We start from the raw sequence: 24,640 nt of genomic DNA, 5'->3' as shown, positions 1-24,640 counted from the left end.
AAATACGTCCTATTTCCAATTTAAAACTCAAAAGACAATGACAAAAAATTTATTTCTCGTACTGCTTCTCGCAGTACAAACTGCTTTTGCACAGATCACCTCCAAAGACCATAATTTTGCTTCTAATGGGATATACCCCATACCAACAGGTAACAATACCAATTCTTCACCAAGAATAGTTCAAGATTCGGATGGAAACATTTATTTTACTTACAACAGAAACAACAGCAGTACAGGAGGCGTTGAAAAATCCTTTTTATCAAAACTTAATGTCAATGGAATCCTGGACACTTCTTTTGGAACCAATGGAGAGCTTGCACTCCCCTATTTCATTACTGACAGTCAAATGAAAAGGCAATCTGATGGAAAACTTTTGATTTATACAGGATCTGTTATTTTAAGAATTCTTCCAACCGGTCAATTTGATACTACTTTTGGAACCAATGGTGTTTCGTCAGCAATACCTGCTATGAGTTCAGATTCAGCAGGTTATTCCGGTGAATTCATTCTCCAGAACGGAAAAATAATTGTTCATGGTGTAGACACTTCCAGCAGCACCTTTCAACACCTGATTTGCAGACTCAATACCAATGGAAGCCTTGATACCACTTTTGGAAATAATGGCTCCCTATTTACGCAAGGCAGCTGGTCAAATGCCACCTCTACCTTTGTTGACAATCAATCTAATATAGTTTGTACTCATTTGAACGGAATTATGGAGAAATTCAATCCGAACGGCCAGCCATTAACCAGCTTCGGAAACAATGGGGTATTTCAAGGGATGTCTAATAACTATGCAAAGGCAATAATGGATAGTAACAACAATATTGTCTATACAAATTCAACCGGATGGATTAACAGAATCAAACCAGATGGGACATTCGACAGCTCTTTTAACTTCAACCCTAACACCTCAATCCCCTTTCCTATATGGATTTTAAGTATTGTAGAAAAAAATGGTTACTATTACATTGGTGGAGCAAAAGAAGTAAATAATGACATTAGATTTTTTATTTCCCGACTCAATCAAAACGGAATAATGGATTCTGGTTTTAATTATTATGTAGAGACCCAGCCTACCTTAAATTATCTCAGTGATATGATCGTGAATGACAACAATATCATTGCCGACGGAAACGGATATATTGTAAAATATTTGCAAAATAACAGTACATTATCTGCCACAGATATCAGGAAGGGTAATGACAATATTTCTTTTGAAAATCCTGTTCAACAAAATCTGGTTTTCAAATCAGAGGAAAAAATCAATAAGATTGAAATCTATTCTCCTGAGGGAAAAATTTTAAAAACCATCAAGGATTCCGGTTTGCCAGTTTCAGATTTACCGAAAGGTATTTATATTGCCAAAGTTTCTTTTGAAAACGGAAGGAGTACTATAAGAAAGCTTATGAAGAATTAATTCAATACACACCTCTGGTTTTTACCGGAGGTTTTTTATTACCTTAGACTATTAATTTTTTAATTTAAAGGCGGGCTAAAGCCTGTCTCTACTGTTGTTAATATGTATATTGATCATAAAAATATTTTATCTTTTAATTATGAAAAACCACCATTACAAAACTACTACTCAGTGGACAGGCAATAAAGGAACCGGTACAAGCGGTTATCGAGATTATGAAAGAAGCCACACCATTTCAGTGGAAAATAAAGCTATTATTGAAGGTTCATCTGATCCATCTTTCCGTGGAGACAAGACAAAACACAATCCGGAAGAAATGCTTCTTTCATCCCTTTCTACATGTCATATGCTTTGGTATCTTCACTTTTGCTCTGAAGCCGGAGTTATTGTGACAGATTATACAGACGAAGCTACCGGGATTATGACAGAAACAACAAATGGAAGCGGTCATTTTACAGAAATAACCTTACACCCTACCGTTAAAGTAACCGAAGAATCGATGATTGAAAAAGCAAAACAGCTGCACCATAAAGCCAATGAATATTGTTTCATTGCGAATTCCGTTAATTTCCCGGTGAAACATATCCCTATTGTGTTAATTAAATAATTTATTTATGAAAAATAAAATAATACAAACACCATAAATATAATATATTTTAAACAATAACTCTAAAATATTGAGTCAAAAATCAACAAAACGTGATTTAATTAACAAATAATCAATAATAATTGAAATAAATGATAATAATATCATTATAAATCTAAAATAATTGCAAATTTCCATCAAAATATAAAGTTTTTTTCATACATTTATATAAATAAAACAAACCATGATGAAACCAAGACTAACTATTTTTGATGAGCCTATGCTATATACTGAAGGACTCTCAAAACTGCTTATGCAAAGTAAATTATTCAATACGATTGGCATCTGCAATTCTTTAGAAACCCTCAACAAAAATTTAAAAGATCAAACTCCTGAAATTCTTGTCATGAGTTCCAATATGCTTATGCTTACAGAACTCTACCAATCAATTGAAAGCATTACCACGGAATATAAAAACATTAAGATTATTGTTTTAGGGAGTTGTTACGATGTGATTGACATCAGGAAATTATTTAATAAAGGAATCAAAAGCTATCTGGATAAAAACTCCAGATATGATGAATTTCTGAAGTCTGTCAATGCCCTCTTGCTGAATGAGATCTACATCTGTGATTATGCAAAAGAAAGAATGATTCATTTCATCAGTAATGAACAGGAAAAACGCAGCCAACACATTAAAGAACCTCTTACCCGAAGGGAAATGGAAATTCTAAAATTTATCTGCGATGGATTCAGCAGCAAAAACATTTCTGAGAAACTATTTATAAGTATTAATACCGTAGAAACTCACCGAAAAAAAATCTTATTAAAACTCAATGTAAGAAACTCTGTCGGTATTGTAAAATACGCTCTGGAAAATCATATTATTGACTAAATAGTAACTTTTTTCTTATTGACAAAAAATTCCAAATCGTAATGATTTGGAATTTTTTATACCCGGCTTTCATGTTTATATTCACAAAAAACAGGCAACTACTCATTCTTAGCATGAATTACTATCAACAACATGCAACTCAAAAAGATGAAAAACAAGAGATAGCTCAATAACTTTAAACCTACACTATAAGCCTGAAATTCTATCTCCCGATTTTCAATTTGTGCTACTCAATCTCTGATATTTACTCATAATCTGGCATTTCACCATTGGCAAAAAGTGCATTCCGTGAGAGATCTGTCATATCATTATTCAAATCAATAACCACAACATTCTTTTGTGAAATATTATCATTTGAGGTATTCATAAAAATTACCTGTGCATTATTGGGAGAAAACCTCGGATCCAGATCGTTGGTTCCCATAGGTTTCTGACTTCCCGAAGAAATATCATACGTCATATTGCTGGTAAGGTTATAGATAAAAATATGAGAGTCCAGCTGACGATAGTTTCCGCTTGCATCCTGATAACCGGATACATCCTGCGTATATAAAAGAAGCTGTCCGTCAACAGAAAAATTCAATCCCCCACTGGCTCCGGAACTTCCGGAAAGTATTGTTTTAAGAGTATTTCCTGTAGTATCTATGATGTAAATTTTTGTATTATATCCGTTATAATCATTTGTTTTTAAAGCAATTTTGCTTCCATCATAGCTCCAGTCACATTCCGAAATCATACTTCCGTCAGGGACTGTATACATCAGATTGAGACCACTTCCATCCTTATTAATTCTATATAGCTTGTTAAAATTAGAATAAATCAATTCCTGACCATTTGTACTCCACGCAAAATCAACTTCATAATTATTAAAGCCCGCTGCCGGAACTGTTGTTACCTTAAATGGATTAGATCCATCAGGATTTACAGTATACAGGTGGGTACTTCCTCCTTCTGTACGAAGGAAAGCAATAAGACCTGCATTATTATTTTTCCGTGGCCTCCAGCTGTTATAAGATGAGCTGGTTAACTGAAAATTATTTCCCTGTTCATCGCTTGATATAATCACAAAATTGCCGTTTTGTTTCTGTACATAATGATATCTGTTGGCAGGAACCGTATTGGTAGTAAACTTAGCGGTAGAGCTTAAAACTGGCGGGTGAATGCCGTCCGAAACAGACACCTGCCAGAAGTAACTTACACCAAACTTCAGATTTGAAAGCGTATAATGATTCGCTGTCAAATCATTCACCTGAATCACATTAGTGTCAAGATTATTTTTAATGGTTACACTATATTTCAAAACATCAGCCGTATCCGGATCTGTTGCACTCCAGGTAAGCTCTACACTTAAAGGTTGGTTAACCGCATTATCTATCGGACTCAGCAATTGCGGTGTGGTGGGAGGAGAGTTCAATGAAGTATCATCATTCATTTCGAATACCACCGTCACCACCTGGTTCTGATTTTGTATATTGACAGCCTGGAAACTCGTCACATATCCCGAAAGCTCAGCTTTTACAGAATAATTTCCTACCGGCATAGCTTCAATCTCAAATGAGCCGTCTGTACCACTGAAAACAGTTTGAGTACTGGGAGCAGTAAAAATTTTCACATTAGGAATAGGGACATTACTCCCTCTTTTTACGACTTTTCCTTTTAATATTCCCGTTTGAGCCTGTTCTACAAGATCCTCATTGCAGGAAAACAGCCAAAAAGTAAGAATAAATATGCTTATGATGTATGTTAAAGTTTTCATAGTTTGTGATTTTATTTGTTTCCAAAATAGAAGTTGATACCCAATGCAAATCGCAGCGCCTGATCTTTTCTTTTCCCGTTTACCATACCTTCCCAATCATCTTTAAATCCTAAGTCATATTGTGCTGAGGCTCTCAGTGAAATCGAATGGTCAATCATATATTCCAGGCCACCGCCGACCTGCCCTTTATATTGAGGTTTGTATCTGGAATACATAGCTCCCGCTCCTCCATAGATGTAAGGACTGAGTCTATATTTCGGAAACAGGAGAAATTCCAGATTTACCTCGGGGCCGAAATAATTTCTTTTAACAATATTTTCGTTTTCAAGGGTAAAATAACTGCCATTAACTTCTATATTAAAATTAGGCGTAAGGAAATACTTTACTCCAAGTTTTCCACCGATATTCATTTTAGGATTCACATAATCATCTTTCACTTTCTGTGCTTCAACATTTCCAAATACAGAAAATTTCCGTCTGTAATCCTCAGGAAATCTGTTTCCAATCACTCTTCCATTATTCAAATTCTGCTCTTTAGTATATTCATTGATTAAAGCCTGATAATCTCCGGCACCTTCTGCTGCTTTTCCCCAAATCTTATCCCGTATCCCTTCAACAATTAAAGATTTCACCGCTTTCTCAATAGCCTCGGTAACAGCCAGCTGAACAGGTTCATTTTGTGTGAGCCCAACCTCAGCTTCAAGAAGTCGTTCTGTGTCTATATACCTGAAAAAGCTTCCGTTCACGCTCGTTGACAGGATCGTTTTGGAAGTATAGACTGTTTTGAGTATTTCTCCATTCAATGTGGAGACTGCGCGAAGGTAAATCGTAATCCGGTCCTGACGATATTGAGTTGATGCTCCAATTCCGAAGTATCGGGCTCCCAACCCACCTGTTAAAATATTACTATCGTAGGAAATCACTCCTCCTTCCAGAAGAATTCCGGCATACAAGAGCGGAGGAAGTGACTGATTGTTTTTATCGGTATCTTTACTGTATTCTTGTCTGGTGGAACGAATGATCTGTCTCTCATTCAGAAGATTAGCAATATTCTCTCTTTCAATAGGTATAAACCAACGGCTATCTTCGAGGGCTTTGATTAGAATTGTTGTTGTTCCCTGTGGTACGGCCGTACTCCAGTTATTACCATTTTCTGAGGGTTTATATTGCCCGGTCTGGTCTCTGAACTTATAAACTCCTATGACAATTTTCTCTTTGGGAAGAGGTATATTTTTTAACTCTGCTGTAGAAGCAGTGGTCTCTCCCAGTGTCGATTTTTCCGGATCGGAAGGAAGGCCAAAAATAGAACTGCACGCCTGCAAAACACATAGCAGGAGTGTACAGAAAAAAATTCTGGTGTAAGTGTAAGTTCTCATGATACGTTTGTTTTAGTTATTGTTATTTTGGAATCACGATCTCGGACTGATCGCCTGTACTGGTATCCAAAATATTGATCAAAAGTCCCTGATTGGTTGTTGTAATCTGAAGATAAAGGGATCCAAAAAGATAATTTCCGGGCTCTATACCCCCATCTCCGAACTGATCCTGAAACAGTTTTCGTGAAAGCTCACTAAGAATCTGCCTGTTTAGGCTTTGGCTGAAACTGTCCAGTGAATTCATATTATCCAGCAGGCTGCTGTAGTCTTTTTTTTCAGCAAATTGATTTTGTGCATTGGCTGAACTCAAAAGCCATTGATAATTAAAAGTATCTCCTCCGAATGCAGGATTTACAGGTTTATAGACCAACTGCTGGGATTTCCCGTAGAAAATACCTGCAATAAAGATCAACAGAATGACACTTGTTTTCATGATTAGAGTTTTTAGTAGATAAATTCATTCTTAATAAGGTTTTTCTTTGCATTAAACTCTTTGATATATTTTAAGCTGGCAGCTATCTGTTCTTTTGTATATTCTTCGCCAGGATTAGTCATAAAGCTGTAAATAATTTTATCATCGATCTGAACATTGATCTGCCCGCTTGTTCCGCGAAGCGGCAACTCGGTAATGGTAATGACACTGCTGCTTTTATCAGGCAACTGACTGTATTGAATATAGAACAGATCATAAAAATCTTTCCCCACCTTAGTCTTGGTTTCATCAATGGTGAGCCCTTTAAGCTCAGAAACAGCATCTTCTTCCACTTTGGCAACTTTCGTTTTAAAAAGGTCGTTATTCAGTTCGAGACTATCCTTCGATATCATTTTTTGGGTTTCCTCATCCCTGATATAAAGAAAAGCCTTAAGAGCATCTCTGGGTTCAATATTCACATTGATTTCAGACAGGACTTTTATCTCATTGGGATCGATAGAAAATTTACCGCTTTGTTTATTATGAGACAGATTTCCATCATTGCTTTTTTTAATTGATACCAGGAGGTAATTGAGTTCTCTGTAAACAGGAGTATTATTAACAACTATAGCCTTTAGCTTAACCTGATTTTCCAAAAAACTTTTCTCAATCCGTGCATTGACTTTCTTCTCTTCTTGTCCGTACATCATCACGGACAAGAAGATGAAAAAAGTGTACAGGTTTCTGGAATATAAAAGTTTCATCACTTGTATTTAATAGTTTCTCATGAAAATGGTTTTATTATCTCCTTTCACATTCACCTGCATTCCCTCTGAGATCCTGTTGCTTCCGGTAATGTCGATGATATTGTTATTACCTTCTGTAACAATACTTGATTTTGTTTCTTTATCTGTAAATGAATTGATAAAAAACAAGGTATTGTAATCTCCAAACTGTTGTACAGTAATGCTCGTTTTAGCATTAATAAGAAGATCACTTTTATTATAATCACCAATCTGAACGACATCCGAATGATACCTGTTCTGATCTGCATTGGAGGGCATTACTATATTGAGGATTGTACGGCTATTGATTTTATCCCAATCAATATCCTGCGCCCACAGTGTTTTTGTTACTGAAAAAAGAATAAATATTCCCCACTTCAAATTATACATGGCCCTAATTTTTATTTTTTGTATTAATCATCATAAGGAAGAAACCTATATGTTACCATCATTGTAATTCCTGTTGAAGAACAAAAAGGAGAAACCTGCAGTTTCTCCTTCAGTTTTAAGGTTTACAGTATGTTGACTAAGTTAGTTGGATTGAGTCACTATCATTGAGTTTCCGTTTCCGACTTGAGTTCCTAAGTGAAAATGAGAATCCCCTGTCTGAGATACCCAGCTGTAGTTATTATTTCCTATCTGAATATCCATCGCAGTATTGGAATCCCCCACTTGAAGCTGATACAATTGATTGCTATTTCCGGCTTGTATTCCTATAGAGGTATTATCATTTCCAAGTTGAACAGATGCTGCAATATTATTATTACCTGCCTGGGTATTATTTGCACTATTATCATTACCTACCTGATATTGAACCAACAGGTTATCATTACCCACCTGAAGGCCAACAGCATCATTTCTTCTTCCCAACTGCACCTGGGCGCTTGCATTTCTGTACCCCAATTGAGTAGCAGAAGCATCATTTCTTCTTCCATCCTGATATTGGACTACTTCATTTGCGACACCAATCTGTACTGAAGATGCTTCATTTCGTCTTCCGATCTGAGTTTGTTCAGTAGCATTAAAAGCTCCAAGCTGCCAGGTTGTTGCAGCGTTTCTGTTTCCTAGCTGACTTACATCATTAGAGTTTGCCAACCCCATCTGATCTACATCAATTGAATTTCTGTTTCCAATACTTTCAGCTGTATTAACATTTAAAACTCCCACCTGATCAATGTCTGCCATATTACGGTTTCCATTTTGAGTCAGAGTATTAATGTTTAAAAGACCGGTTTGATCCACAGTTGCAGCATTTAAGTTTCCAGTCTGAGAAGTTACGTCAATATTAAATTGAGCAAAACCAAAACTCATTGCCAATAGTGTAAAAACACCTGTAAGTAAATTTTTCATTGTAGTAAAAATTAATTGGTTAATAGTAGAGCAAAGGTATATTCCAGGACAAAATGAAAAACCACCGCCAAAGTGTAAATTTTTAAAATCATGGTTTACAGTATGTAGACTCACTGTTTATGGTATTTGATAAATCACGGCTTTCAGTTACGGGAAAATACGGTATTTGCAGATTGACAAATCCTTAATTTGTTATGCTTATCAATTTCTATATCCATATCAATCCACCAGTCTTTTTGTAAATCAAAAATTGACGATTTACCTACTTTTAATCTTTCAGTCGTTCTTACCACCAGCAAAAGTCTACATATAGGTTAATTAATGTTAAGCTCCCCGTTTCTTCAAGATATATTATTAAATTTGAATCATGGAAAATTTTGGAAAAGATTTATTGAGACAAATAAAAAGTGTAGAACTGCCGGGAGAATATGCTCACGGAGTATTCTCACCTCCCTACCGTCCTGTTTTTACATATGATGAAGTGCTGACAAAAAATCCCAAGTTTGCAGCTGTTAATATTGTATTATACCTGAAAGATAACGAATGGTATTTCCCATTGATCCAAAGAACGATTAATGAACATGACAGACACAGTGGTCAGATTTCTTTACCCGGTGGAAAACGCGAGGAAATGGATAAGGATTTTGCAGAAACGGCAATTCGTGAAACTTCAGAAGAAATAGGCATAGATAAACATTATGTAAGAATTATCAGGGAAATGTCTCCCATATATATCCCACCAAGCAATTTCTATGTATATCCGTACATTTCATATACTAAAAAGAATCCGGCTTTTATTCTTCAGCAAAGTGAAGCCGTAGAGGTTATTGAATTTCCCATTACTTCTTTTTTAAATCTGTCGGATACTCCAGAAATTATGGCACTACCAAGCGCAGGAGATAAAGAAGTTCCTGTCATTAATTTCAATGGATACATTATCTGGGGCGCCACAGCAATGATATTAAGTGAATTCAGTCAGTTGCTGAAAAAAATGTAACTTTGCACTACCGTGTTTAATTGAGAGATGGCGAAGAAAAATATTTTCACCGATGCATTCGGAACACCTTATTTTTTAAAAAGGTTAATTATTTTCATTTTAGGGCTTGTGTCCTACAGACGATTCAATGGCTTTAATAAATTGAAAATAACCGGTACAGAACACCTTGTAGATCTTCCGGATTCTAATGTGCTTTTTGTATCCAACCATCAAACCTACTTTGCGGATGTAGCAGCAATGTACCATGCTTTCTGTGCAGTAAACAATGGATATTTAAATACCATTAAAAATCCGATTTACCTACTGAACCCAAAGATTGATTTTTACTATGTAGCAGCTGAAGAAACAATGAATAAAGGTATTTTGCCAAAAATATTCAAAATCGCAGGCGCCGTAACAGTGAAAAGAACATGGAGAGCTGAGGGTAAAAATGTCAACAGAATGGTTGATATGAGTGAAGTAGACAATATCATGAAGGCTCTGGACAATGGATGGGTAGCCACTTTCCCACAAGGCACAACATCTGCGTTTGCTCAGGGACGAAGAGGAACGGCAAAATTAGTGAAAAATCAACGCCCGATTGTAATCCCGATCAAAATCAATGGATTCAGAAGGGCTTTCGATAAAAAAGGACTTCGTGTGAAGGTAACCGGTGTGAAACCTACCATGGAATTCAAAGCTCCCCTGGATATCGATTATGATAATGAAAAAGCACCGGAGATTCTATTGAAAATCATGACTGCCATTGAGCAGACTGAAGATTTCAATGTATTACACAGTTATGATGAAGAACTTAAAGCTAAAAAATTAGAACAAAAGGACTCAAATAATTAAGTAAAATTATGAAAAGAATAATAGGAATCTTATTCGCTATCATAGTATTAGTTTCGTGCAACAGCCAGAAAGTGTATTCGGATTTCGACATCAGCTATTCGAAAAGTGGAGGCTATGCCCCTGTATATGAAAACCTGCTGATAAAAGACAACAATGTACATTACTCTTTTGAAGGTCAGGGAAAGAAATATAAACAGGATTTTAAGATTTCAAATGAAGATTTAAAGAAACTGGATCAGGTTCTTTCACAAAATAACTTCAGAAGAATACAGGAAGACCGTAAAAAACTTTACGACAACGTTTCAACTTCTATCAACATCAAAAAAGGAATCAACGAGGGCAGTAAATCAGATGCAAGTCTGATTACTCCAAATTATCAGACCAACTGGAATAATATTCTTGAGGCTTTCCAACAGATTATTAATACTAATGTTAAAAAACAGTAAATACAATTGAAAACCCACTTCATTGCCATTGGCGGAAGCGCCATGCATAACCTTGCCATTGCATTAAAAGATAAAGGATATCAGGTAACCGGTTCAGATGATGCTATTTTTGAGCCCTCAAAATCAAGACTGGAAAAAAAAGGAATACTGCCTCAGGAGATGGGTTGGTTTCCCGAAAAAATCAGTCCGGATATTGATGCAGTCATTCTGGGGATGCATGCTCACCAGGACAATCCTGAGTTGGCAAAAGCAAAAGAATTAGGGTTAAAAATATATTCCTACCCGGAATTTTTATACGAGCAGTCCAAAAACAAAACCAGAGTAGTCATTGCAGGATCTCATGGCAAGACAACCATCACTTCTATGATTCTGCATGTGTTAAACTTTCATCAGAAAGATGTTGATTTCATGGTAGGGGCACAACTGGAAGGTTTTGATTGTATGGTTAAACTGACTCAGGATAATGATTTTATGGTATTGGAAGGGGATGAATACCTTTCCTCTCCTATCGATTTGCGTTCAAAATTTTTATTATATCAACCCAATATCGCTTTAATGAGCGGGATCGCCTGGGATCATATCAATGTTTTCAAAACGTTTGATGATTATATTGAACAATTCAGAAGATTTGTAGCAAGCATTACCGCAGGAGGAGTTCTGGTTTACAATGAAGAAGATCCTGAAGTAGTAAAAGTAGTAGAAAATGCTGAAAACTATTTCAGAAAAATTCCTTACAAAACTCCTGAATATGAGATAAACAATGGAAAAGTATATTTAAAAACTGAAATGGGAGATGTTCCTCTTTCTGTTTTTGGAGCACACAACCTACTGAATCTTGAAGGAGCAAGGCATATCTGCCGACAGTTGGGAATCATGGATGAGGACTTCTATGAAGCGATCATGAGCTTTAAAGGGGCTTCAAAACGGCTTGAAAAGGTAGAGAGAGAGGATAAAGGAATCCTTTACAAAGACTTTGCTCATGCTCCAAGTAAAGTAAAAGCTGCCGTGAAAGCGTTTGTAGAGCAATTTAAGAGCGAAAAGAAATACGGGTTTCTGGAACTCCATACCTATTCCAGCTTGAATCCAGCTTTCTTAGAGCAGTACGATCATGCTATGAACGGATTGGATGAAGCAATAGTTTTCTATTCTGAAGATGCATTAAAAATCAAAAGAATGGAACCGATCTCTCCGGAATTTATTAAAGAAAAGTTTAAAAATGAAAATTTAAAAGTTTTCACCAATGCCGAAGACCTTCATGCATTCTGGAACACCTTAGATAAAACAAATGGCGTATACCTGATGATGAGCTCCGGTAATTTTGGAGGACTGGATCTCACAAAATAATTTTACCATCGTTAATAAATAATAGATGATAAAATCTGTTTTATCATTTGTTCCAAATAAAAAATTAAAACCCTTTCAGCCTGAACTGAAAGGGTTTTTAGTTTTTATCTGTTTCTTATAAGATCATTTTTCACACGAATGAGTATTACAACTTAATCAATAATAGATGCCCAATATAAAATATTTTCGGCAAATCATAAAGAAATACATCCTAATCATAAAGTTTTTATATTGAATTTATTTCACAAAAAACAAAATATACACTAATTATTTTTAAAATTTATAGTTTATTGATGAAAAAACACTTAAATGAAAATACTCAACACAATGAAAATCAATTACTTAAATAAGCATAATTCAAAAATAATTTTATAGATTTGGTAAAACAAAAAAACATAATAAATGAAAAAAGCACTCTATTTTTTAATTGGCTTGCCTTACGTGATACATGCACAAGTTGGTATTAATACCCCAACACCTACAAAATCACTTGACATCAATGGAGAACTAAGAATCCGGACTTTAAATCCCGGAGCTTCCACTGATGATATTCTTTCTGCTGATGTCAACGGAAACGTGAGAAAAGTGTCCAGAAGTGATCTCAATGGTGGATCTTCATCAGGATTTAATAACTCTATCCTTGGATATGATCCTAAGCCGGTCGCTACAAGACCACAACCGCCAGGATCAGTACCGGGAGGAGGTACCGCAACAGAATTGGGCTGCAAAAAATGGTCAGGTAATAATCACACGTATTGTGCCTATCAACTTTCACAAGCAATCAACTGGTTCAATGCATTCAGTTTTGGAAAACAAATGGGAGGATATCTGGTTACCATGCCTAATGATGCCGAGAGAATCTGGGTTAATTCCAATATCGTAGCTTCAGGAACAGGTTATAACTTAGCCAACAATGTATGGATTGGCTTTAATAAAATTCAGAGACCGGGAAATCCGGATCAGCTTCAATGGATTACAGGTGAAGAGTTTAGAATCAACTGGTCTACCAATCCTGCCACCACAGAAAACTGGTTTAATCCCGGAGAGCCTAACAACTCAGGAGGCGTTGAAGGAGCGACACACATATTTGCAGGCAGCGTAAATGCGGAAAGAAAATGGAATGATTTAAACGGTACATTGACTGCGAACTCCAGTATTTCCATGAATCAGCTTATTATTGAATTTAATGAATAATAAAACCTCTTATGAAAAAATCAATTTTAATATTCATTATCTTACCTTATTTTGCAAATGCTCAAGTTGGAATTAATACAACCGTTCCTACAAAAACGCTTGATATCAATGGGGAATTAAGGACCCGTACTTTACCTCAAGGGGTAGCAGCTGATGATATACTTTCTACTGATGCCAATGGAAATGTGAGAAAAGTTTCCAGAAGTGATCTTAGTGGCGGAACATCATCAGGATTCAATAATTCTATATTGGGATATGATCCAAAACCAGTAGCTACAAGACCACAGCCACCAGGTTCTGTACCGGGAGGCGGAACTGCTACAGAAGTCGGTTGCAAGAAGTGGACAGGAAATAATCACACCTATTGTGCTTATCAGCTGTCACAAGGGGTCAATTGGTTCAATGCATACAGCTTTGGAAAGCAAATGGGAGGTTATTTGGTTACCATGCCTAATGATGCGGAAAGAATCTGGGTGGCAACCAATATCGTAGCTTCAGGAACAGGATATAATTTAACCAACAATATATGGATTGGTTTTAATAAAATTCAAAGGCCTGGTAACCCGGACAGACTTCAATGGATTACCGGAGAAGAGTTCAGAATGAATTGGTCTACCAACCCTGCAACCACAGAAAATTGGTTTGCAACAGGGGAACCTAATAATTCGGGAGGAACTGAAGGGTCTACTCATATATACAACGCTGCCGGAAATACAGAAAGAAGGTGGAATGATTTAAACGGAACAACAACAACTTTCACCGGCTCAGCAATGAATCAACTTATTCTGGAATTCAATGAATAATATTGGGCGATAACATTAGTCTCATCTTCATCAAAATTTTGTTAATATCTTCAAACTTGTATAATGATATACAAGTTACAATAAAAAAAAAACCACCATTCACACATTGAAAGGTGGTTTTTTTAACTATTTAATTTTCTTATAATACCTTTTGAAAATTTTTGTATTTCCGTTGTCATCAACTCCATACTTATCATTTTCAATAACCATATCAGTTTTTGTTAATAAGGTAATTTTGTAACTATACTGACCATTTTCCGTATTGTAATAAATAACTCTGGAAGATTTATCATAATTATACTGTATGGAATTGGCTTTCGGAGAACAAACATTATTTTTAAGCTCATAATTGACAGCTACCTGATTGATTCCATCAAACTCCAACGTGTTTTCTGCTTCGCATCCCTGGGGCAGAAAAATGGTGGTCTTATTAGTTCCTTGTACAAAGATTTCTGCTTTCTGAACTTTCCAGTTTCCTTCAATAGATTCTCTTTGTTCATTATGATCATTATCATTGCTACATGATGCTATTGCTGAGAATACAGCAAAAGAAAGAAATAATTTTTTCATGGTTAATTTAAATTTACATTTGAATCCCAAAGGTAGGGGATTTTCGGCTAGTTTTCCTCTACCTGGATAATGAGATTTCTCAGGATTTCTTCTGTAGACTTCATGCTGTAGTCATGAATAGATTGCCCGGCCCATAAACCTACAAAGTCAATATTATGCTGCTCTTTAGCAGCTTTTCGTAATCCATTTGTCAATTTATTCTGATAAGGGTATGGAAGAATATATTCAGAATCTTCCACTAATTCTATATATTTATTCTTTACTCCTCTTGCATAACGTCCTGAAAAACTCTTTGTTAAAATAACTTCTTCTTCTTTTACCCTTTTAAGTCTTTCTTTTTCAAAAGGCTCTAAAGCGCTTTCCTCAGAAGCCAGTAAAAGATTACCCACCTGAAAAGCTTGTGCTCCCAGCTCCTTTACAGCCAGCAATGTTTTTGCATTGTAAATTCCTCCTGCATATATCAAAGGAACTCTTACATGATCATAAACTTGTGATAGTAAAGATAACCCTCCAATTTGCGGGACATGATCAGGATCAAAAGTTCCTCTGTGTCCTCCCGCTTCCGTTCCCTGAACACAAATCATGTCAATTCCTGATTTTTCAAGAAGTACAGCCTCTTTCACTGAGGTACAAGTGCCAATTAACAAGATTCCATTTTCCTTCAGCTTTTGAATACCTTTCTCATCCAGATTGCCAAACGTAAAACTTACAATTTTACAATTTTCCTCGATGATAACATCTATTTGGTCATGATAACTATTCGTCTTTATATTTTCAAGATCAGGAAGCTTGACATCAATATTATTTTCTCTCGCCAGTTGTTCTAAAAATTTTCTGGTTTCAACAAATTTTTCTTTTAAAGCATTTGTCACTTCAGGAATGTGATGTGCAAAAATATTTGCGGCAAAAGGTTTATTTGTAAGTTTCTTCGTTTCTCTGATAAGCTCTCCAGATTGGTCTGCTGAAAGATCAGCTAATGCCAAAGATCCCAAACAATCTGCTTGGGCTGCAGCAGCAACCATCCGTACTGTACTCACTCCGAACATTGGAGCTTGTATAATAGGATATTTCACTCCTAATTTTTTACTGATTATATCTGGCCAAAACATAAAAAAGTATTTTAATAAAAAGGTACAAAAAATAAGAGTGTTTCAATTTCAATACAATATGATATTGCTCACTCATAAACAGAAAATAAAATTCCCACAGATTTCACAGATAAATCAAATTTGTAATCCGTGAAATTTGTGGGGTTTATAGGAAATATTTTAATCTTTTTTTTAAATATCTGCTACAGACTTCAACATTTTCTGTTCCCAGTCCGGATCTTTAGGATCAAAAAATAGTCTTTTTCCCGTATCCAAAGAACGGACGATATTCATTTCATCCTCCGTTAATTCAAAATCAAATACATTGAAATTTTCTTCAATTCTCGAAGGGGTTACTGATTTCGGAATGACCACAAATCCTTCTTGTAAATGCCATCTTAAAATTACCTGAGCCACTGTTTTACCATATTTCTCAGCAATAGCTTTCAGATCAGCATTGTTTAAAAGATTCGCATTCCCATTCCCAAGCGGGCTCCAGGGTTGTGTGATAATATTATTTTGCCTGTCATAAACCTGTAATTCTTTTTGCTGGAAAACAGGATGTAGCTCAATCTGATTGATTACAGGTAAAACCATAGAGTTGGCTTGTAATTCATCCAGCTTTTCGATGGTAAAGTTACATACTCCTATTGCTTTGATCTTTCCTTCCTGATGTAATTCTTCCAATGCTTTCCATGTTCCCAGGAAATCCCCATAGGGCCAGTGGATAAGATACATATCAAGATAGTCCATTTGTAATCGATCCAATGTTCTCTGAAAAGCACTTTTCGCCTTTTCATACCCATGATCCTGAACCCAAACTTTTGAAGTAATAAACAGATCATCTCTGTTTACGCCACTATTTTTTACTGCAGCACCTACAGCTGTTTCGTTTTGATAAATAGCTGCAGTATCTATCATTCTGTATCCGGTCTGGATAGCCTTGATTACTGCATTCTCACATTCTTTCAAATCCTCCATCTGCCATACTCCAAATCCCAGAGCCGGAATATCTACTCCATTATTTAAAGTCACTACAGGCTGCCCTGTATAAGTTTTCTTTTGCATAAATCTTTATTTTAGTTATTAATATAAAGTGTTTAAACAAATTTGCGACAAAAAATTGAAACTACTGCTTACCAATTTTACTGTTGCCGTTAAAAAATTATTATTTAATGAGTGTTTCCAAATAGGCTGCTTTCAGGGCACAAGAAAATCAAAGATTTTCGACAATTTGATACTGCTGATGAGTTCCGGAAAGCGCTTCATCCTAATGTAGCTGGCAATCAATGTATTTTCATTATTTTTGTAAAAACTTAAAATCAGTCAAAACCAATCAGTATTATCAATACTTCTGATTACCCCATAATTCATACGACTTTGTAGATGGAACAATATACTTTTAATAAAATCACCAAAGATTCTAAGATACCTTATGAATTGCTGTTATTAGCCGATGAGACAACCGAAGCCATTAATCAATACATTTTCAAATGTGACATTTATCTGCTATATAACGGAACAGAGAATATAGCCGTTATGGCTCTATACAAAAACTCATCTACCGAACTGGAAATTAAAAATGTGGCAGTAATTGAAAAATACAGAAGTAAAGGGATTGGAAGTATACTCATCAATAAAGCAAAGGGAATTGCAAAAGAAAATCATTATACAATACTGACTGTCGGAACCTCAGATACAGGATTCCAACAGATCAGATTTTATGAGAAAAACGGTTTCATCAAAAGTGGAGTTTTGAAAGATTTTTTTCTTAAAAACTATCCAACTCCTATCTATGAAAACGGTTTACAGATGAAAGATATGGTTGTATTAAGCCATCACCTTACGGAATAATCCTTTGATATGTTCAATTTCGGTTTGATAATTGGTTTTCTTACGGCATCCGAAATACAGCGTATTTTCAAATTTCTTTTTCCCTTCCCAGATCAGCTGAATATCACCGTTTTCAATATCATTTCTGCATAGAAAATCAGGAACAACAGCCAATCCTGTTCCTCCCTTCAGACAACGGATGATGGAATTCATGTTGGGAACGATGTAATTGGGACGGAAGTTGGGTTTATGACCAAAATTCAATATCCAGTACTGGAAAAGATGTTCCATATCTCCTGTGGTCCCGTACCATTTTTCATTCTTCAGCCAATCTTCAATCTGTTCTGCATCTTTTGTTTTCAATACTTTATTGAAAGCTGCTTTATCCACATCCTTCCCTCCTACCAGAATGATCTGTTCGGAAGAAAATGCTTCATGTTCGATATTGGGTGAAGATCCTTTCTTCGGAGTGATGATAAGATCCAGAATCCCTTTGTCCAATTGATCCAGCATTTCAGGGTATTCTCCAAAACTGATAATCAGATTAAAAGGCAATGAAGAAACATATTGCTCCAAAGTAGTCTGAAACGTCTCAAAACACATTCCTACACTGATCGTTGGGGTATGTTTCTCAGTAGATTTTTGAAAGTTCTTTTCTACATCTTCCAGTTTCATAATAGGCTCGGCAACTGCATTAAACAATACTTTTCCTCTTTCTGTAGGGATCATTTTTCTTCCCGTCCTATCAAACAGCTTATATCCAACATACGCTTCCAGAGAGCTTAAATGTAAACTCACTCCGGGTTGTGATATGAATAGAGCATCAGCAGCACCTGTCAAGGTCCCGGTTTTATAGATCGCTTTAAAAGTACGATACCATTCTAAATTAACCATGACTTAATTATTAATATTATAATGCAAAATTACAAAATAATTATAATATTGATACTTTTTCATTCTTTAAAAAGGAAACATAATAATCCGGAATTCCGCTTTCTCTTATCTGTTGGATCGTTTCATCAATCGGATAAGGTAATTGTACAATTTCAGGAGTAATTTTTTCTTCGTCTAATGTCAGTACCAAATAGGAAGCCAGTCTATTTTCTTCTTTGGAGCGGCCTACGGAGCCACAATTAATTGCCCATGTCTTATTTTCAAACTGCTTTTTAAATGATAAATGAGTATGCCCCATCACCATGATATCAGATCGAGATTCTTTCAACATAGTCTTAAAAACCTCATCATTTTCCGATTCATACAAATAGGTATCATTGCTTGATAGACTGGAATGAACCAATTGAATATCCCAGTGCTTCTTCTCTACTTTATAGTTTAATTTTAAATGAAAAGGCAGCTCTGATAAAAACTTTTTGTTCTCTTCTGTAATATGTTTTTTAGAATGATCAATTGCTATAAATCTTGCATGAGTCTCTTCTTCAGAATGCTTGGATAAAGGGACAACAGGAATATCAAAAGCAATTCTCTCATCGTGATTTCCCATTAAACAAGGAATGTTCAGACTTCTGATCTTCTCAATCACCTCGTTTCCCCAGGGGGCAAAATCCACAAGATCTCCTAAACAAAATCTCTGCCTGATTCCTCTTTCCTCAATATCCTTCAACACTACTTCCAGGGCAGGAAGATTTCCATGCACATCACTAAAAACAGCTATCTGTATCATTGTCCTTCAATTTGTTAAACAAATTTACACGACAGAAGGGAATTTCCGGTCAGATATGATATGACATTTTACCATGAAAAGGGAAATGGTCAATGGTGAATTTTGCTACGCAAAGTCAATCGCGAATAATTAACTTCTGGTTAGAAAACACCAGCATATATAAATAATTTGTCATAACCTCGAATCACGCAACCCGAATCACGAAAAAATTCACAAGCGAAGCGAACTGACCATTCACTCCCAACTTTAAACTTTAAACCCAAAACCTTGAACCCCTAAACTATAATTAAAATAATACTTCCTTATAATTTATATTATTTTTATTATACAAATATCAACCATAACTTTGCAGAGTAAAATTTAAACAATCATAAAAAAATGAAAAAAGTACTAATCATCAACGGAGGACAGAATTTCGGACATTCCGGAGGAAAATATAATCAAACTATTGCAGAAAACACATTAGAGGTTCTTAAAGAATTTGAGAATGTAGAAGTTAAGATCACCAATGTAAGTGAAAATTATGATAAACATGAAGAAGTGCAAAAGTTTGTCTGGGCAGATTACATTATTTATCATACTCCGATCTGGTGGTTCCAGCTTCCGAACGGATTGAAAAAATATATTGATGAAGTTTTCACCGCAGGTCATGCCAAAGGAATTTATATGAGTGACGGAAGAAAGGCTGAGAATCCTGAAATCAATTACGGTACGGGAGGAATGCTTGGAGGAAGAAAATATATGCTGACAACAAGCTGGAATGCTCCTGCGACAGCTTTCACACTTCCCGGAGAATTCTTCAGTGAAAGAAGCGTAGATGACGGACCATTATTTGGATTTCATAGAATGAATGCCTTTGTTTCTTTAAAAAAGATGGAAAGCTTCCACTTCCACGATGTGGAGAAAAATGCCAATATAGAACGTGATATGAAGCTTTATAGAGATCATGTAAGAAATGTATTCGAAAAAGAACTGAAACCACAATTGGTATCATGAAAAAAGTATTAATCACCGGTATTACCGGCTATATAGGAGGTAGTATCGCTAAAAAACTGCTTGACAGAAATTATGAAGTAACCGGATTAGTTCGTAATGAAGCTCACGTACAGGAATTAGAATCATTGGGAATCAAAACCATTATTGGAAATATTCACAATGAAGATTTAATAAAAACAGCTGTTGATGGTGTTGATGCAGTCATTCATAATGCTGATTCTGCAGATGATGCTTATGCTGTGGATAATTTTATCAAAGCAATGGAAGGAAGCCATAAGACATTCATATTCACTTCCGGATCTGCTATTCTCGGAGGTAAAGAAAATGGTAAAAGAAGTGATTTTGTATATACTGAAGATTTCCCTCTTACTCCAAGACTGGAAATGGCATCAAGAGTCCTTATCAACAATTATGTTCTTCAATCAGTTCAAAAGGGTATAAAAAGTATCGTTATTGTTCCTACCATGGTTTACGGAGAAGGTCTGGGAATAAAAAAAGACAGTATCCAGATTCCGGCATTGGTTAATTTTTCTCAGAAAAAAGGGCACGGTGTTTATTTTGGAGAAGGTGAAAATATGTGGTCTAACCTACATATTGAAGATTTGGCAGATCTGTATGTACTGGCCTTGGAAAAAGCAAAAGAAGGTTCTATCTATTATGCAGAAAACGGTGCTTCATCTTTAAGAAACATTGCAGAAATCATCAGTAAAAAATATAATCTGGAACCGGCACAGTCTTTAAGGATACAGGATGCCGTTGATAATTTTGGCCCTGCTGGAGGCTATTTCGGTTTTGCATCCAACAGTATATGCAGCGCAGACAAAGCCAGAGCAGAACTGGAATGGAAACCAATTTATAACTCAATTGAAAATTTTATTTAATATGAAAATTCATCTTACAGCCATTATAAAAGCCAAAGAAGAACACCAGACAGAAGTATTGGAAGTTCTTCAAAATATGGTAAAAGAAACAAGAAAAGAAGAAGCTTGTGAGCTTTACAGCCTTCATCAGGGAATTGAAGACAAAAATGAATTTGTTTTCTACGAAATCTGGAAAAGTAAAGAAGGATTGGATCAGCACAACCAACAGCCTTACATTCAGGCCTTCGGGGCTTTGGTGGATGAAAAGCTTCAGGAAAAACCACAGATTTATATCACCAATATCATTTAATCATGAAAAAATTAGCGTTTCTAATGCTGGCCATCTTCACGATAGGATTCGTTCAGGCACAAACCAAAAAATCAAAGAATATGAAAAAGAAAATTTTATTCGTCGTAACCAGCCATGATAAAAAAGGCAGTACTGGTGAAGATACCGGATATTATCTGGGTGAGGTTTCTCATCCATGGGAAGTTCTTCACAAGGCAGGATATGAAATTGACTTTGTAAGCCCAAAGGGCGGGACTCCTCCGGTAGATGGTTTTGACTTGAAAGATCCTGTCAACAAAGAGTTCTGGGAAAACAAAGAATATAAGAACAAGATTGATCATTCTATGACACCGTCACAGGTGAATCCAAAAGAATATTCAACCATTTTTTATGCAGGAGGACACGGAGCGATGTGGGATTTTGCAGACAATACAGAACTGGCAGATATCGCTTCAAAAATTTATGAAAACGGAGGTATTGTTGCAGGGGTGTGTCATGGCCCGGCAGGGTTGGTCAATATCAGGCTGAATAACGGAAAATATCTTGTAGACGGAAAAAAAATCAATGCTTTTACCAATGAAGAGGAAGCTGAAGTAAAATTAACAGATGTTGTTCCTTTCCTTCTGGAAGATAGACTGAAAGAAAGAGGCGCAAAATTTGAAAAATCAGGGCTTTGGCAGAATCATGTGGTAACTGATCAAAGGGTGATCACAGGACAAAATCCACAATCTGCAAAAAGCGTTGGAGAAGCTATTTTAAAAGAATTAAATAAATAACAAATCATCTTTAATCACGGAAGGTACAAGGGTTCATGAAATTAAATGCCGGCGGATAAAATGCTTACACTTTTGTGTCTTTTGTGGTTATATTTTAAACAAACAAAATGGAATACAGAAAATTAGGAAATACAGATTTAGAATTATCAACAATCACACACGGAGCTTTTGCTATCGGAGGTAATATGTGGGGAGGTAATGAAAAGCAAGACTCTATCAACTCTATTCATGCATCATTAGATCACGGAGTAACTTCTATCGACACGGCACCTTTTTATGGTTTTGGATTGAGTGAAGAAATGATTGGTGAAGCTATCAAAGGAAAAGACCGTTCAAAAATCCAGCTTTTAACAAAATTCGGATTGGTATGGGACGGAAGCAATAACGGAAAAGGAGAATTTTTCTTTGATGCAGAAGACGAAGGAAAGACTCTTCCCGTTTATAAATTGGCTTCCAAAGATAACATCATCAAAGAAGTTGAAGAAAGCTTACAAAGATTAGGGACAGACTATATTGATCTTTTACAAATTCACTGGCCAGACAGCACAACTCCGATCAGTGAAACAATGGAAGCTATGGAATTATTAATCCAGCAAGGAAAAATCCGTGCTGCAGGGGTAAGTAATTACAGTGTTGCACAAATGGAAGAAGCTAACAGGACTTTAAAGCTCGCCAGCAATCAGGTTGCTTATAGTATGCTAAACCGCGCCATTGAAAAAGACCTTATTCCGTATTCTTTAGAAAACAATTCAGGAATTATCGTGTACAGTCCGATGGAAAGAGGTCTTTTGACCGGTAAATATTTCAAGGAAACCCAATTAAAAGATAACGACCACAGAAACGGATATTTCTCACAGTTTGATTTGAATAAAGTGAAAACATTCCTGGAAAAAATAGAACCTGTCGCTCAGGAAAAAGGAGCCACCCTTTCTCAGTTGGTACTAAGATGGACTACTCTACAGCCCGCAATTACAGTAGTACTGGCAGGAGCAAGAAATGCACAACAAGCCATGGAAAATGCAAAAGCGATGTCTATTGAGCTTTCACCGGAGGAATTGAACTTCATCAATTCTGCTTTGAGCGAGATATAATAAAGCTGGAAGCTGGAATTTATTGATGTCGGATAATCAATGGATCGGTTTACAATTTAACTTCAATTGCCATTCCGACGAAGGAGGAATCTCTTTATTACATGCAGAATAGTACAATAGAAACCTGCTAATTATCAACACACTCATACAACTTCCCACTTCTCTCTCCCAGCTTCCTTCCCTTAACCTTCAAACCTCATAAAAAATGAAAAATAATCTGATCAAAACGTTCGGGTTAGCCACCCTATTGACTATTAACAGCATTGCATTAAATGCTCAGACACTTGTCAATCCGGAAGATCAATCATGGTATCCTTCTTCTTATGGAGCGCAGGACGAAATCGGAGCAGCCAATCTATTGACACCGGAAGTTGTAAAACAGGCACTAGGACTCGTAAGACAAGGTAGAACGTTAGCGCTTGCCGTTCCTATTGATAAAAATCTTCCGGCTTTCAGGCACAGAAGTTTTAATTTATATAATATTCAGCCCGGAGAACAAGGTGGAAAAAGTATAGGCCCTAATAAGTTTACCTTCAATGATGAGCTCGTCAACGGATGGACAGGTGTAGGAACACAGCTTAACGGTATTGGACATATTGGTATTGACAACATTTACTACAACGGAAACAAAGCCACAGATTTTGTGACCGTAGAAGGGGTGAAAAAGCTGGGTGTTGAAAAAGTACCGCCATTCGTTACCCGTGGTGTAGTCCTTGACATGACCGCTCATTATGGAAAATCTATTGTACCCGGCGGAACAGAATTTACCATAGAAGATATCAAATCTGTTTTAAAGAAACAGGGACTTACCTTAAGAAAAGGAGATGTCATTCTTTTCAATACAGGATGGCTTGAACTCATCGGTAAAAACAACAAACAATTTCTGGAAACAGAACCGGGAATCGGAATGGATGCCGCAAAATGGCTTGCCGATCAGGGAATCGTGGCTTTTGGCGGTGATACGTGGGCTTCTGAAGTATATCCTAACCCAAAAAGCAAAGAAGAATTTCCGATCAACCAATTTATGCTGGCTAAAAAAGGAATCTATAACCTGGAACTGATTGACAGCCGCCCGTTGGTTAAACAAAAAGTGTGGGAATTCTTATTCGTTCTGGGACAGCCTTTATATGTAGGAAGTACTCAGGTGAACGTGAATCCTGTCGCTATTTACTAATTTCCTTCTCAGTGTTTCGCGAATTATATGTAATTTAATAATCCGAATCTGAGATACTTTTACATACCAATTACAAAATTTAAA

Annotated in this window: 27 protein-coding genes; 16 read left to right on the top strand and 11 right to left on the bottom strand. The window is 36.1% G+C overall.

Annotated features, from left to right (window positions below):
* The first annotated feature begins 37 nt into the window (after positions 1-37).
* The 3 genes from C1631_RS22030 (at position 38) to C1631_RS22020 (ending at position 2,901) form a co-directional block, all read left to right on the top strand.
* Positions 38-1,420 (top strand): T9SS type A sorting domain-containing protein, encoded by a 1,383-nt coding sequence (locus C1631_RS22030; protein WP_109714236.1) that lies wholly within the window; start codon positions 38-40, stop codon positions 1,418-1,420.
* 139 nt (positions 1,421-1,559) lie between these two features.
* A complete protein-coding gene (locus tag C1631_RS22025) occupies positions 1,560-2,027 on the top strand; it encodes an OsmC family protein (RefSeq protein WP_109714234.1) in 468 nt (155 codons plus the stop codon).
* A gap of 226 nt (positions 2,028-2,253) precedes the next feature.
* The gene (locus tag C1631_RS22020) at positions 2,254-2,901 is read left to right on the top strand and encodes a response regulator transcription factor (RefSeq protein WP_109714284.1); all 648 of its coding nucleotides are present in this window, start codon (positions 2,254-2,256) and stop codon (positions 2,899-2,901) included.
* 244 nt (positions 2,902-3,145) lie between these two features.
* Here the strand turns inward: C1631_RS22020 and C1631_RS22015 are convergent, their stop codons facing one another.
* From C1631_RS22015 to C1631_RS21990, 6 genes are all read right to left on the bottom strand, one after another.
* Complete coding sequence (locus C1631_RS22015; RefSeq protein ID WP_109714232.1) at positions 3,146-4,657, bottom strand: carboxypeptidase-like regulatory domain-containing protein; 1,512 nt, start codon at positions 4,655-4,657, stop codon at positions 3,146-3,148.
* An 11-nt stretch (positions 4,658-4,668) separates the two neighbouring features.
* A complete protein-coding gene (locus C1631_RS22010) occupies positions 4,669-6,033 on the bottom strand; it encodes a CsgG/HfaB family protein (RefSeq protein ID WP_103248116.1) in 1,365 nt (454 codons plus the stop codon).
* 22 nt (positions 6,034-6,055) lie between these two features.
* On the bottom strand, positions 6,056-6,466 hold the full coding sequence (locus C1631_RS22005) for a curli production assembly/transport component CsgF (RefSeq protein WP_103248117.1): 411 nt from the start codon (positions 6,464-6,466) through the stop codon (positions 6,056-6,058).
* Positions 6,467-6,477: 11 nt separating this feature from the next.
* Positions 6,478-7,209 (bottom strand): CsgE family curli-type amyloid fiber assembly protein, encoded by a 732-nt coding sequence (locus tag C1631_RS22000; protein ID WP_228441432.1) that lies wholly within the window; start codon positions 7,207-7,209, stop codon positions 6,478-6,480.
* Positions 7,210-7,218: 9 nt separating this feature from the next.
* Entirely contained in the window at positions 7,219-7,620 is a 402-nt protein-coding gene (locus C1631_RS21995) for a hypothetical protein (protein ID WP_103248118.1), read from the bottom strand.
* Positions 7,621-7,761: 141 nt separating this feature from the next.
* A complete protein-coding gene (locus tag C1631_RS21990) occupies positions 7,762-8,580 on the bottom strand; it encodes a hypothetical protein (RefSeq protein ID WP_103248119.1) in 819 nt (272 codons plus the stop codon).
* Between the two features lie 367 nt (positions 8,581-8,947).
* On the opposite strand from C1631_RS21990, the gene C1631_RS21985 reads away from it, so the two are divergent.
* The 6 genes from C1631_RS21985 (at position 8,948) to C1631_RS21960 (ending at position 14,198) form a co-directional block, all read left to right on the top strand.
* Positions 8,948-9,577: an NUDIX hydrolase gene (locus C1631_RS21985; protein ID WP_103248120.1), complete on the top strand. Its 630-nt coding sequence runs from the start codon at positions 8,948-8,950 to the stop codon at positions 9,575-9,577.
* Positions 9,578-9,604: 27 nt separating this feature from the next.
* Positions 9,605-10,411 carry a lysophospholipid acyltransferase family protein gene (locus tag C1631_RS21980; protein WP_027373814.1) on the top strand — a complete coding sequence of 269 codons (807 nt, stop codon included), beginning with the start codon at positions 9,605-9,607 and terminating at the stop codon, positions 10,409-10,411.
* 8 nt (positions 10,412-10,419) lie between these two features.
* A complete protein-coding gene (locus C1631_RS21975; RefSeq protein ID WP_103248121.1) occupies positions 10,420-10,857 on the top strand; it encodes a hypothetical protein in 438 nt (145 codons plus the stop codon).
* Between the two features lie 6 nt (positions 10,858-10,863).
* Positions 10,864-12,201 (top strand): UDP-N-acetylmuramate--L-alanine ligase, encoded by a 1,338-nt coding sequence (locus C1631_RS21970; protein WP_103248122.1) that lies wholly within the window; start codon positions 10,864-10,866, stop codon positions 12,199-12,201.
* A gap of 402 nt (positions 12,202-12,603) precedes the next feature.
* On the top strand, positions 12,604-13,395 hold the full coding sequence (locus tag C1631_RS21965; RefSeq protein WP_109714230.1) for a C-type lectin domain-containing protein: 792 nt from the start codon (positions 12,604-12,606) through the stop codon (positions 13,393-13,395).
* An 11-nt stretch (positions 13,396-13,406) separates the two neighbouring features.
* Positions 13,407-14,198 (top strand): C-type lectin domain-containing protein, encoded by a 792-nt coding sequence (locus tag C1631_RS21960; RefSeq protein ID WP_103249438.1) that lies wholly within the window; start codon positions 13,407-13,409, stop codon positions 14,196-14,198.
* Positions 14,199-14,324: 126 nt separating this feature from the next.
* On the opposite strand, the gene C1631_RS21955 is transcribed toward C1631_RS21960, so the two are convergent.
* From C1631_RS21955 to C1631_RS21945, 3 genes are all read right to left on the bottom strand, one after another.
* Entirely contained in the window at positions 14,325-14,768 is a 444-nt protein-coding gene (locus C1631_RS21955) for a lipocalin family protein (protein ID WP_109714228.1), read from the bottom strand.
* A gap of 47 nt (positions 14,769-14,815) precedes the next feature.
* The gene (locus C1631_RS21950; protein ID WP_103249440.1) at positions 14,816-15,877 is read right to left on the bottom strand and encodes an NAD(P)H-dependent flavin oxidoreductase; all 1,062 of its coding nucleotides are present in this window, start codon (positions 15,875-15,877) and stop codon (positions 14,816-14,818) included.
* A 171-nt stretch (positions 15,878-16,048) separates the two neighbouring features.
* Positions 16,049-16,924 (bottom strand): aldo/keto reductase, encoded by an 876-nt coding sequence (locus tag C1631_RS21945; RefSeq protein ID WP_109714226.1) that lies wholly within the window; start codon positions 16,922-16,924, stop codon positions 16,049-16,051.
* A gap of 318 nt (positions 16,925-17,242) precedes the next feature.
* Between C1631_RS21945 and C1631_RS21940 the strand changes: the two genes are divergently transcribed.
* A complete protein-coding gene (locus C1631_RS21940) occupies positions 17,243-17,710 on the top strand; it encodes a GNAT family N-acetyltransferase (protein WP_109714224.1) in 468 nt (155 codons plus the stop codon).
* Here C1631_RS21940 and C1631_RS21935 read toward each other — a convergent pair.
* Together C1631_RS21935 and C1631_RS21930 are read right to left on the bottom strand one after the other, a co-directional pair.
* Positions 17,687-18,583 carry a LysR family transcriptional regulator gene (locus tag C1631_RS21935; protein ID WP_103249919.1) on the bottom strand — a complete coding sequence of 299 codons (897 nt, stop codon included), beginning with the start codon at positions 18,581-18,583 and terminating at the stop codon, positions 17,687-17,689. The genes C1631_RS21940 and C1631_RS21935 overlap by 24 nt on opposite strands.
* A 40-nt stretch (positions 18,584-18,623) precedes the next feature.
* The gene (locus C1631_RS21930; protein WP_109714222.1) at positions 18,624-19,370 is read right to left on the bottom strand and encodes a metallophosphoesterase family protein; all 747 of its coding nucleotides are present in this window, start codon (positions 19,368-19,370) and stop codon (positions 18,624-18,626) included.
* 378 nt (positions 19,371-19,748) lie between these two features.
* On the opposite strand from C1631_RS21930, the gene C1631_RS21925 reads away from it, so the two are divergent.
* The 6 genes from C1631_RS21925 (at position 19,749) to C1631_RS21900 (ending at position 24,556) form a co-directional block, all read left to right on the top strand.
* Positions 19,749-20,366 (top strand): NAD(P)H-dependent oxidoreductase, encoded by a 618-nt coding sequence (locus C1631_RS21925; RefSeq protein WP_109714220.1) that lies wholly within the window; start codon positions 19,749-19,751, stop codon positions 20,364-20,366.
* On the top strand, positions 20,363-21,247 hold the full coding sequence (locus C1631_RS21920) for an NAD-dependent epimerase/dehydratase family protein (RefSeq protein ID WP_109714218.1): 885 nt from the start codon (positions 20,363-20,365) through the stop codon (positions 21,245-21,247). The genes C1631_RS21925 and C1631_RS21920 overlap by 4 nt, the downstream gene beginning before the upstream one ends.
* Before the next feature lies 1 nt (position 21,248).
* A complete protein-coding gene (locus tag C1631_RS21915) occupies positions 21,249-21,536 on the top strand; it encodes a putative quinol monooxygenase (protein ID WP_103249257.1) in 288 nt (95 codons plus the stop codon).
* Between the two features lie 2 nt (positions 21,537-21,538).
* Positions 21,539-22,291, top strand: coding sequence for a type 1 glutamine amidotransferase domain-containing protein (locus C1631_RS21910; protein ID WP_228441430.1), 753 nt, complete (start codon positions 21,539-21,541; stop codon positions 22,289-22,291).
* Between the two features lie 107 nt (positions 22,292-22,398).
* Positions 22,399-23,382, top strand: coding sequence for an aldo/keto reductase (locus C1631_RS21905; RefSeq protein ID WP_103249254.1), 984 nt, complete (start codon positions 22,399-22,401; stop codon positions 23,380-23,382).
* A 205-nt stretch (positions 23,383-23,587) separates the two neighbouring features.
* Positions 23,588-24,556, top strand: coding sequence for a cyclase family protein (locus tag C1631_RS21900; protein ID WP_103249255.1), 969 nt, complete (start codon positions 23,588-23,590; stop codon positions 24,554-24,556).
* Positions 24,557-24,640 lie beyond the last annotated feature (84 nt).

It is taken from the genome of Chryseobacterium phosphatilyticum (assembly GCF_002899825.2).
GTDB classification, from domain to species: Bacteria; Bacteroidota; Bacteroidia; order Flavobacteriales; family Weeksellaceae; genus Chryseobacterium; species Chryseobacterium phosphatilyticum.
This window is presented reverse-complemented; position numbering and strand designations above follow the sequence as displayed.

Excerpts from the sequence above, each read along its gene's own strand:
- C1631_RS22030 (WP_109714236.1), top strand. The coding sequence starts at position 38 with ATGACAAAAAATTTATTTCTCGTACTGCTTCTCGCAGTACAAACTGCT.
- C1631_RS22025 (WP_109714234.1), top strand. The coding sequence starts at position 1,560 with ATGAAAAACCACCATTACAAAACTACTACTCAGTGGACAGGCAATAAA.
- C1631_RS22020 (WP_109714284.1), top strand. The coding sequence starts at position 2,254 with ATGAAACCAAGACTAACTATTTTTGATGAGCCTATGCTATATACTGAA.
- C1631_RS22015 (WP_109714232.1), bottom strand. The coding sequence starts at position 4,657 with ATGAAAACTTTAACATACATCATAAGCATATTTATTCTTACTTTTTGG.
- C1631_RS22010 (WP_103248116.1), bottom strand. The coding sequence starts at position 6,033 with ATGAGAACTTACACTTACACCAGAATTTTTTTCTGTACACTCCTGCTA.
- C1631_RS22005 (WP_103248117.1), bottom strand. The coding sequence starts at position 6,466 with ATGAAAACAAGTGTCATTCTGTTGATCTTTATTGCAGGTATTTTCTAC.
- C1631_RS22000 (WP_228441432.1), bottom strand. The coding sequence starts at position 7,209 with ATGAAACTTTTATATTCCAGAAACCTGTACACTTTTTTCATCTTCTTG.
- C1631_RS21995 (WP_103248118.1), bottom strand. The coding sequence starts at position 7,620 with ATGTATAATTTGAAGTGGGGAATATTTATTCTTTTTTCAGTAACAAAA.
- C1631_RS21990 (WP_103248119.1), bottom strand. The coding sequence starts at position 8,580 with ATGAAAAATTTACTTACAGGTGTTTTTACACTATTGGCAATGAGTTTT.
- C1631_RS21985 (WP_103248120.1), top strand. The coding sequence starts at position 8,948 with ATGGAAAATTTTGGAAAAGATTTATTGAGACAAATAAAAAGTGTAGAA.
- C1631_RS21980 (WP_027373814.1), top strand. The coding sequence starts at position 9,605 with ATGGCGAAGAAAAATATTTTCACCGATGCATTCGGAACACCTTATTTT.
- C1631_RS21975 (WP_103248121.1), top strand. The coding sequence starts at position 10,420 with ATGAAAAGAATAATAGGAATCTTATTCGCTATCATAGTATTAGTTTCG.
- C1631_RS21965 (WP_109714230.1), top strand. The coding sequence starts at position 12,604 with ATGAAAAAAGCACTCTATTTTTTAATTGGCTTGCCTTACGTGATACAT.
- C1631_RS21960 (WP_103249438.1), top strand. The coding sequence starts at position 13,407 with ATGAAAAAATCAATTTTAATATTCATTATCTTACCTTATTTTGCAAAT.
- C1631_RS21955 (WP_109714228.1), bottom strand. The coding sequence starts at position 14,768 with ATGAAAAAATTATTTCTTTCTTTTGCTGTATTCTCAGCAATAGCATCA.
- C1631_RS21950 (WP_103249440.1), bottom strand. The coding sequence starts at position 15,877 with ATGTTTTGGCCAGATATAATCAGTAAAAAATTAGGAGTGAAATATCCT.
- C1631_RS21945 (WP_109714226.1), bottom strand. The coding sequence starts at position 16,924 with ATGCAAAAGAAAACTTATACAGGGCAGCCTGTAGTGACTTTAAATAAT.
- C1631_RS21940 (WP_109714224.1), top strand. The coding sequence starts at position 17,243 with ATGGAACAATATACTTTTAATAAAATCACCAAAGATTCTAAGATACCT.
- C1631_RS21935 (WP_103249919.1), bottom strand. The coding sequence starts at position 18,583 with ATGGTTAATTTAGAATGGTATCGTACTTTTAAAGCGATCTATAAAACC.
- C1631_RS21930 (WP_109714222.1), bottom strand. The coding sequence starts at position 19,370 with ATGATACAGATAGCTGTTTTTAGTGATGTGCATGGAAATCTTCCTGCC.
- C1631_RS21925 (WP_109714220.1), top strand. The coding sequence starts at position 19,749 with ATGAAAAAAGTACTAATCATCAACGGAGGACAGAATTTCGGACATTCC.
- C1631_RS21920 (WP_109714218.1), top strand. The coding sequence starts at position 20,363 with ATGAAAAAAGTATTAATCACCGGTATTACCGGCTATATAGGAGGTAGT.
- C1631_RS21915 (WP_103249257.1), top strand. The coding sequence starts at position 21,249 with ATGAAAATTCATCTTACAGCCATTATAAAAGCCAAAGAAGAACACCAG.
- C1631_RS21910 (WP_228441430.1), top strand. The coding sequence starts at position 21,539 with ATGAAAAAATTAGCGTTTCTAATGCTGGCCATCTTCACGATAGGATTC.
- C1631_RS21905 (WP_103249254.1), top strand. The coding sequence starts at position 22,399 with ATGGAATACAGAAAATTAGGAAATACAGATTTAGAATTATCAACAATC.
- C1631_RS21900 (WP_103249255.1), top strand. The coding sequence starts at position 23,588 with ATGAAAAATAATCTGATCAAAACGTTCGGGTTAGCCACCCTATTGACT.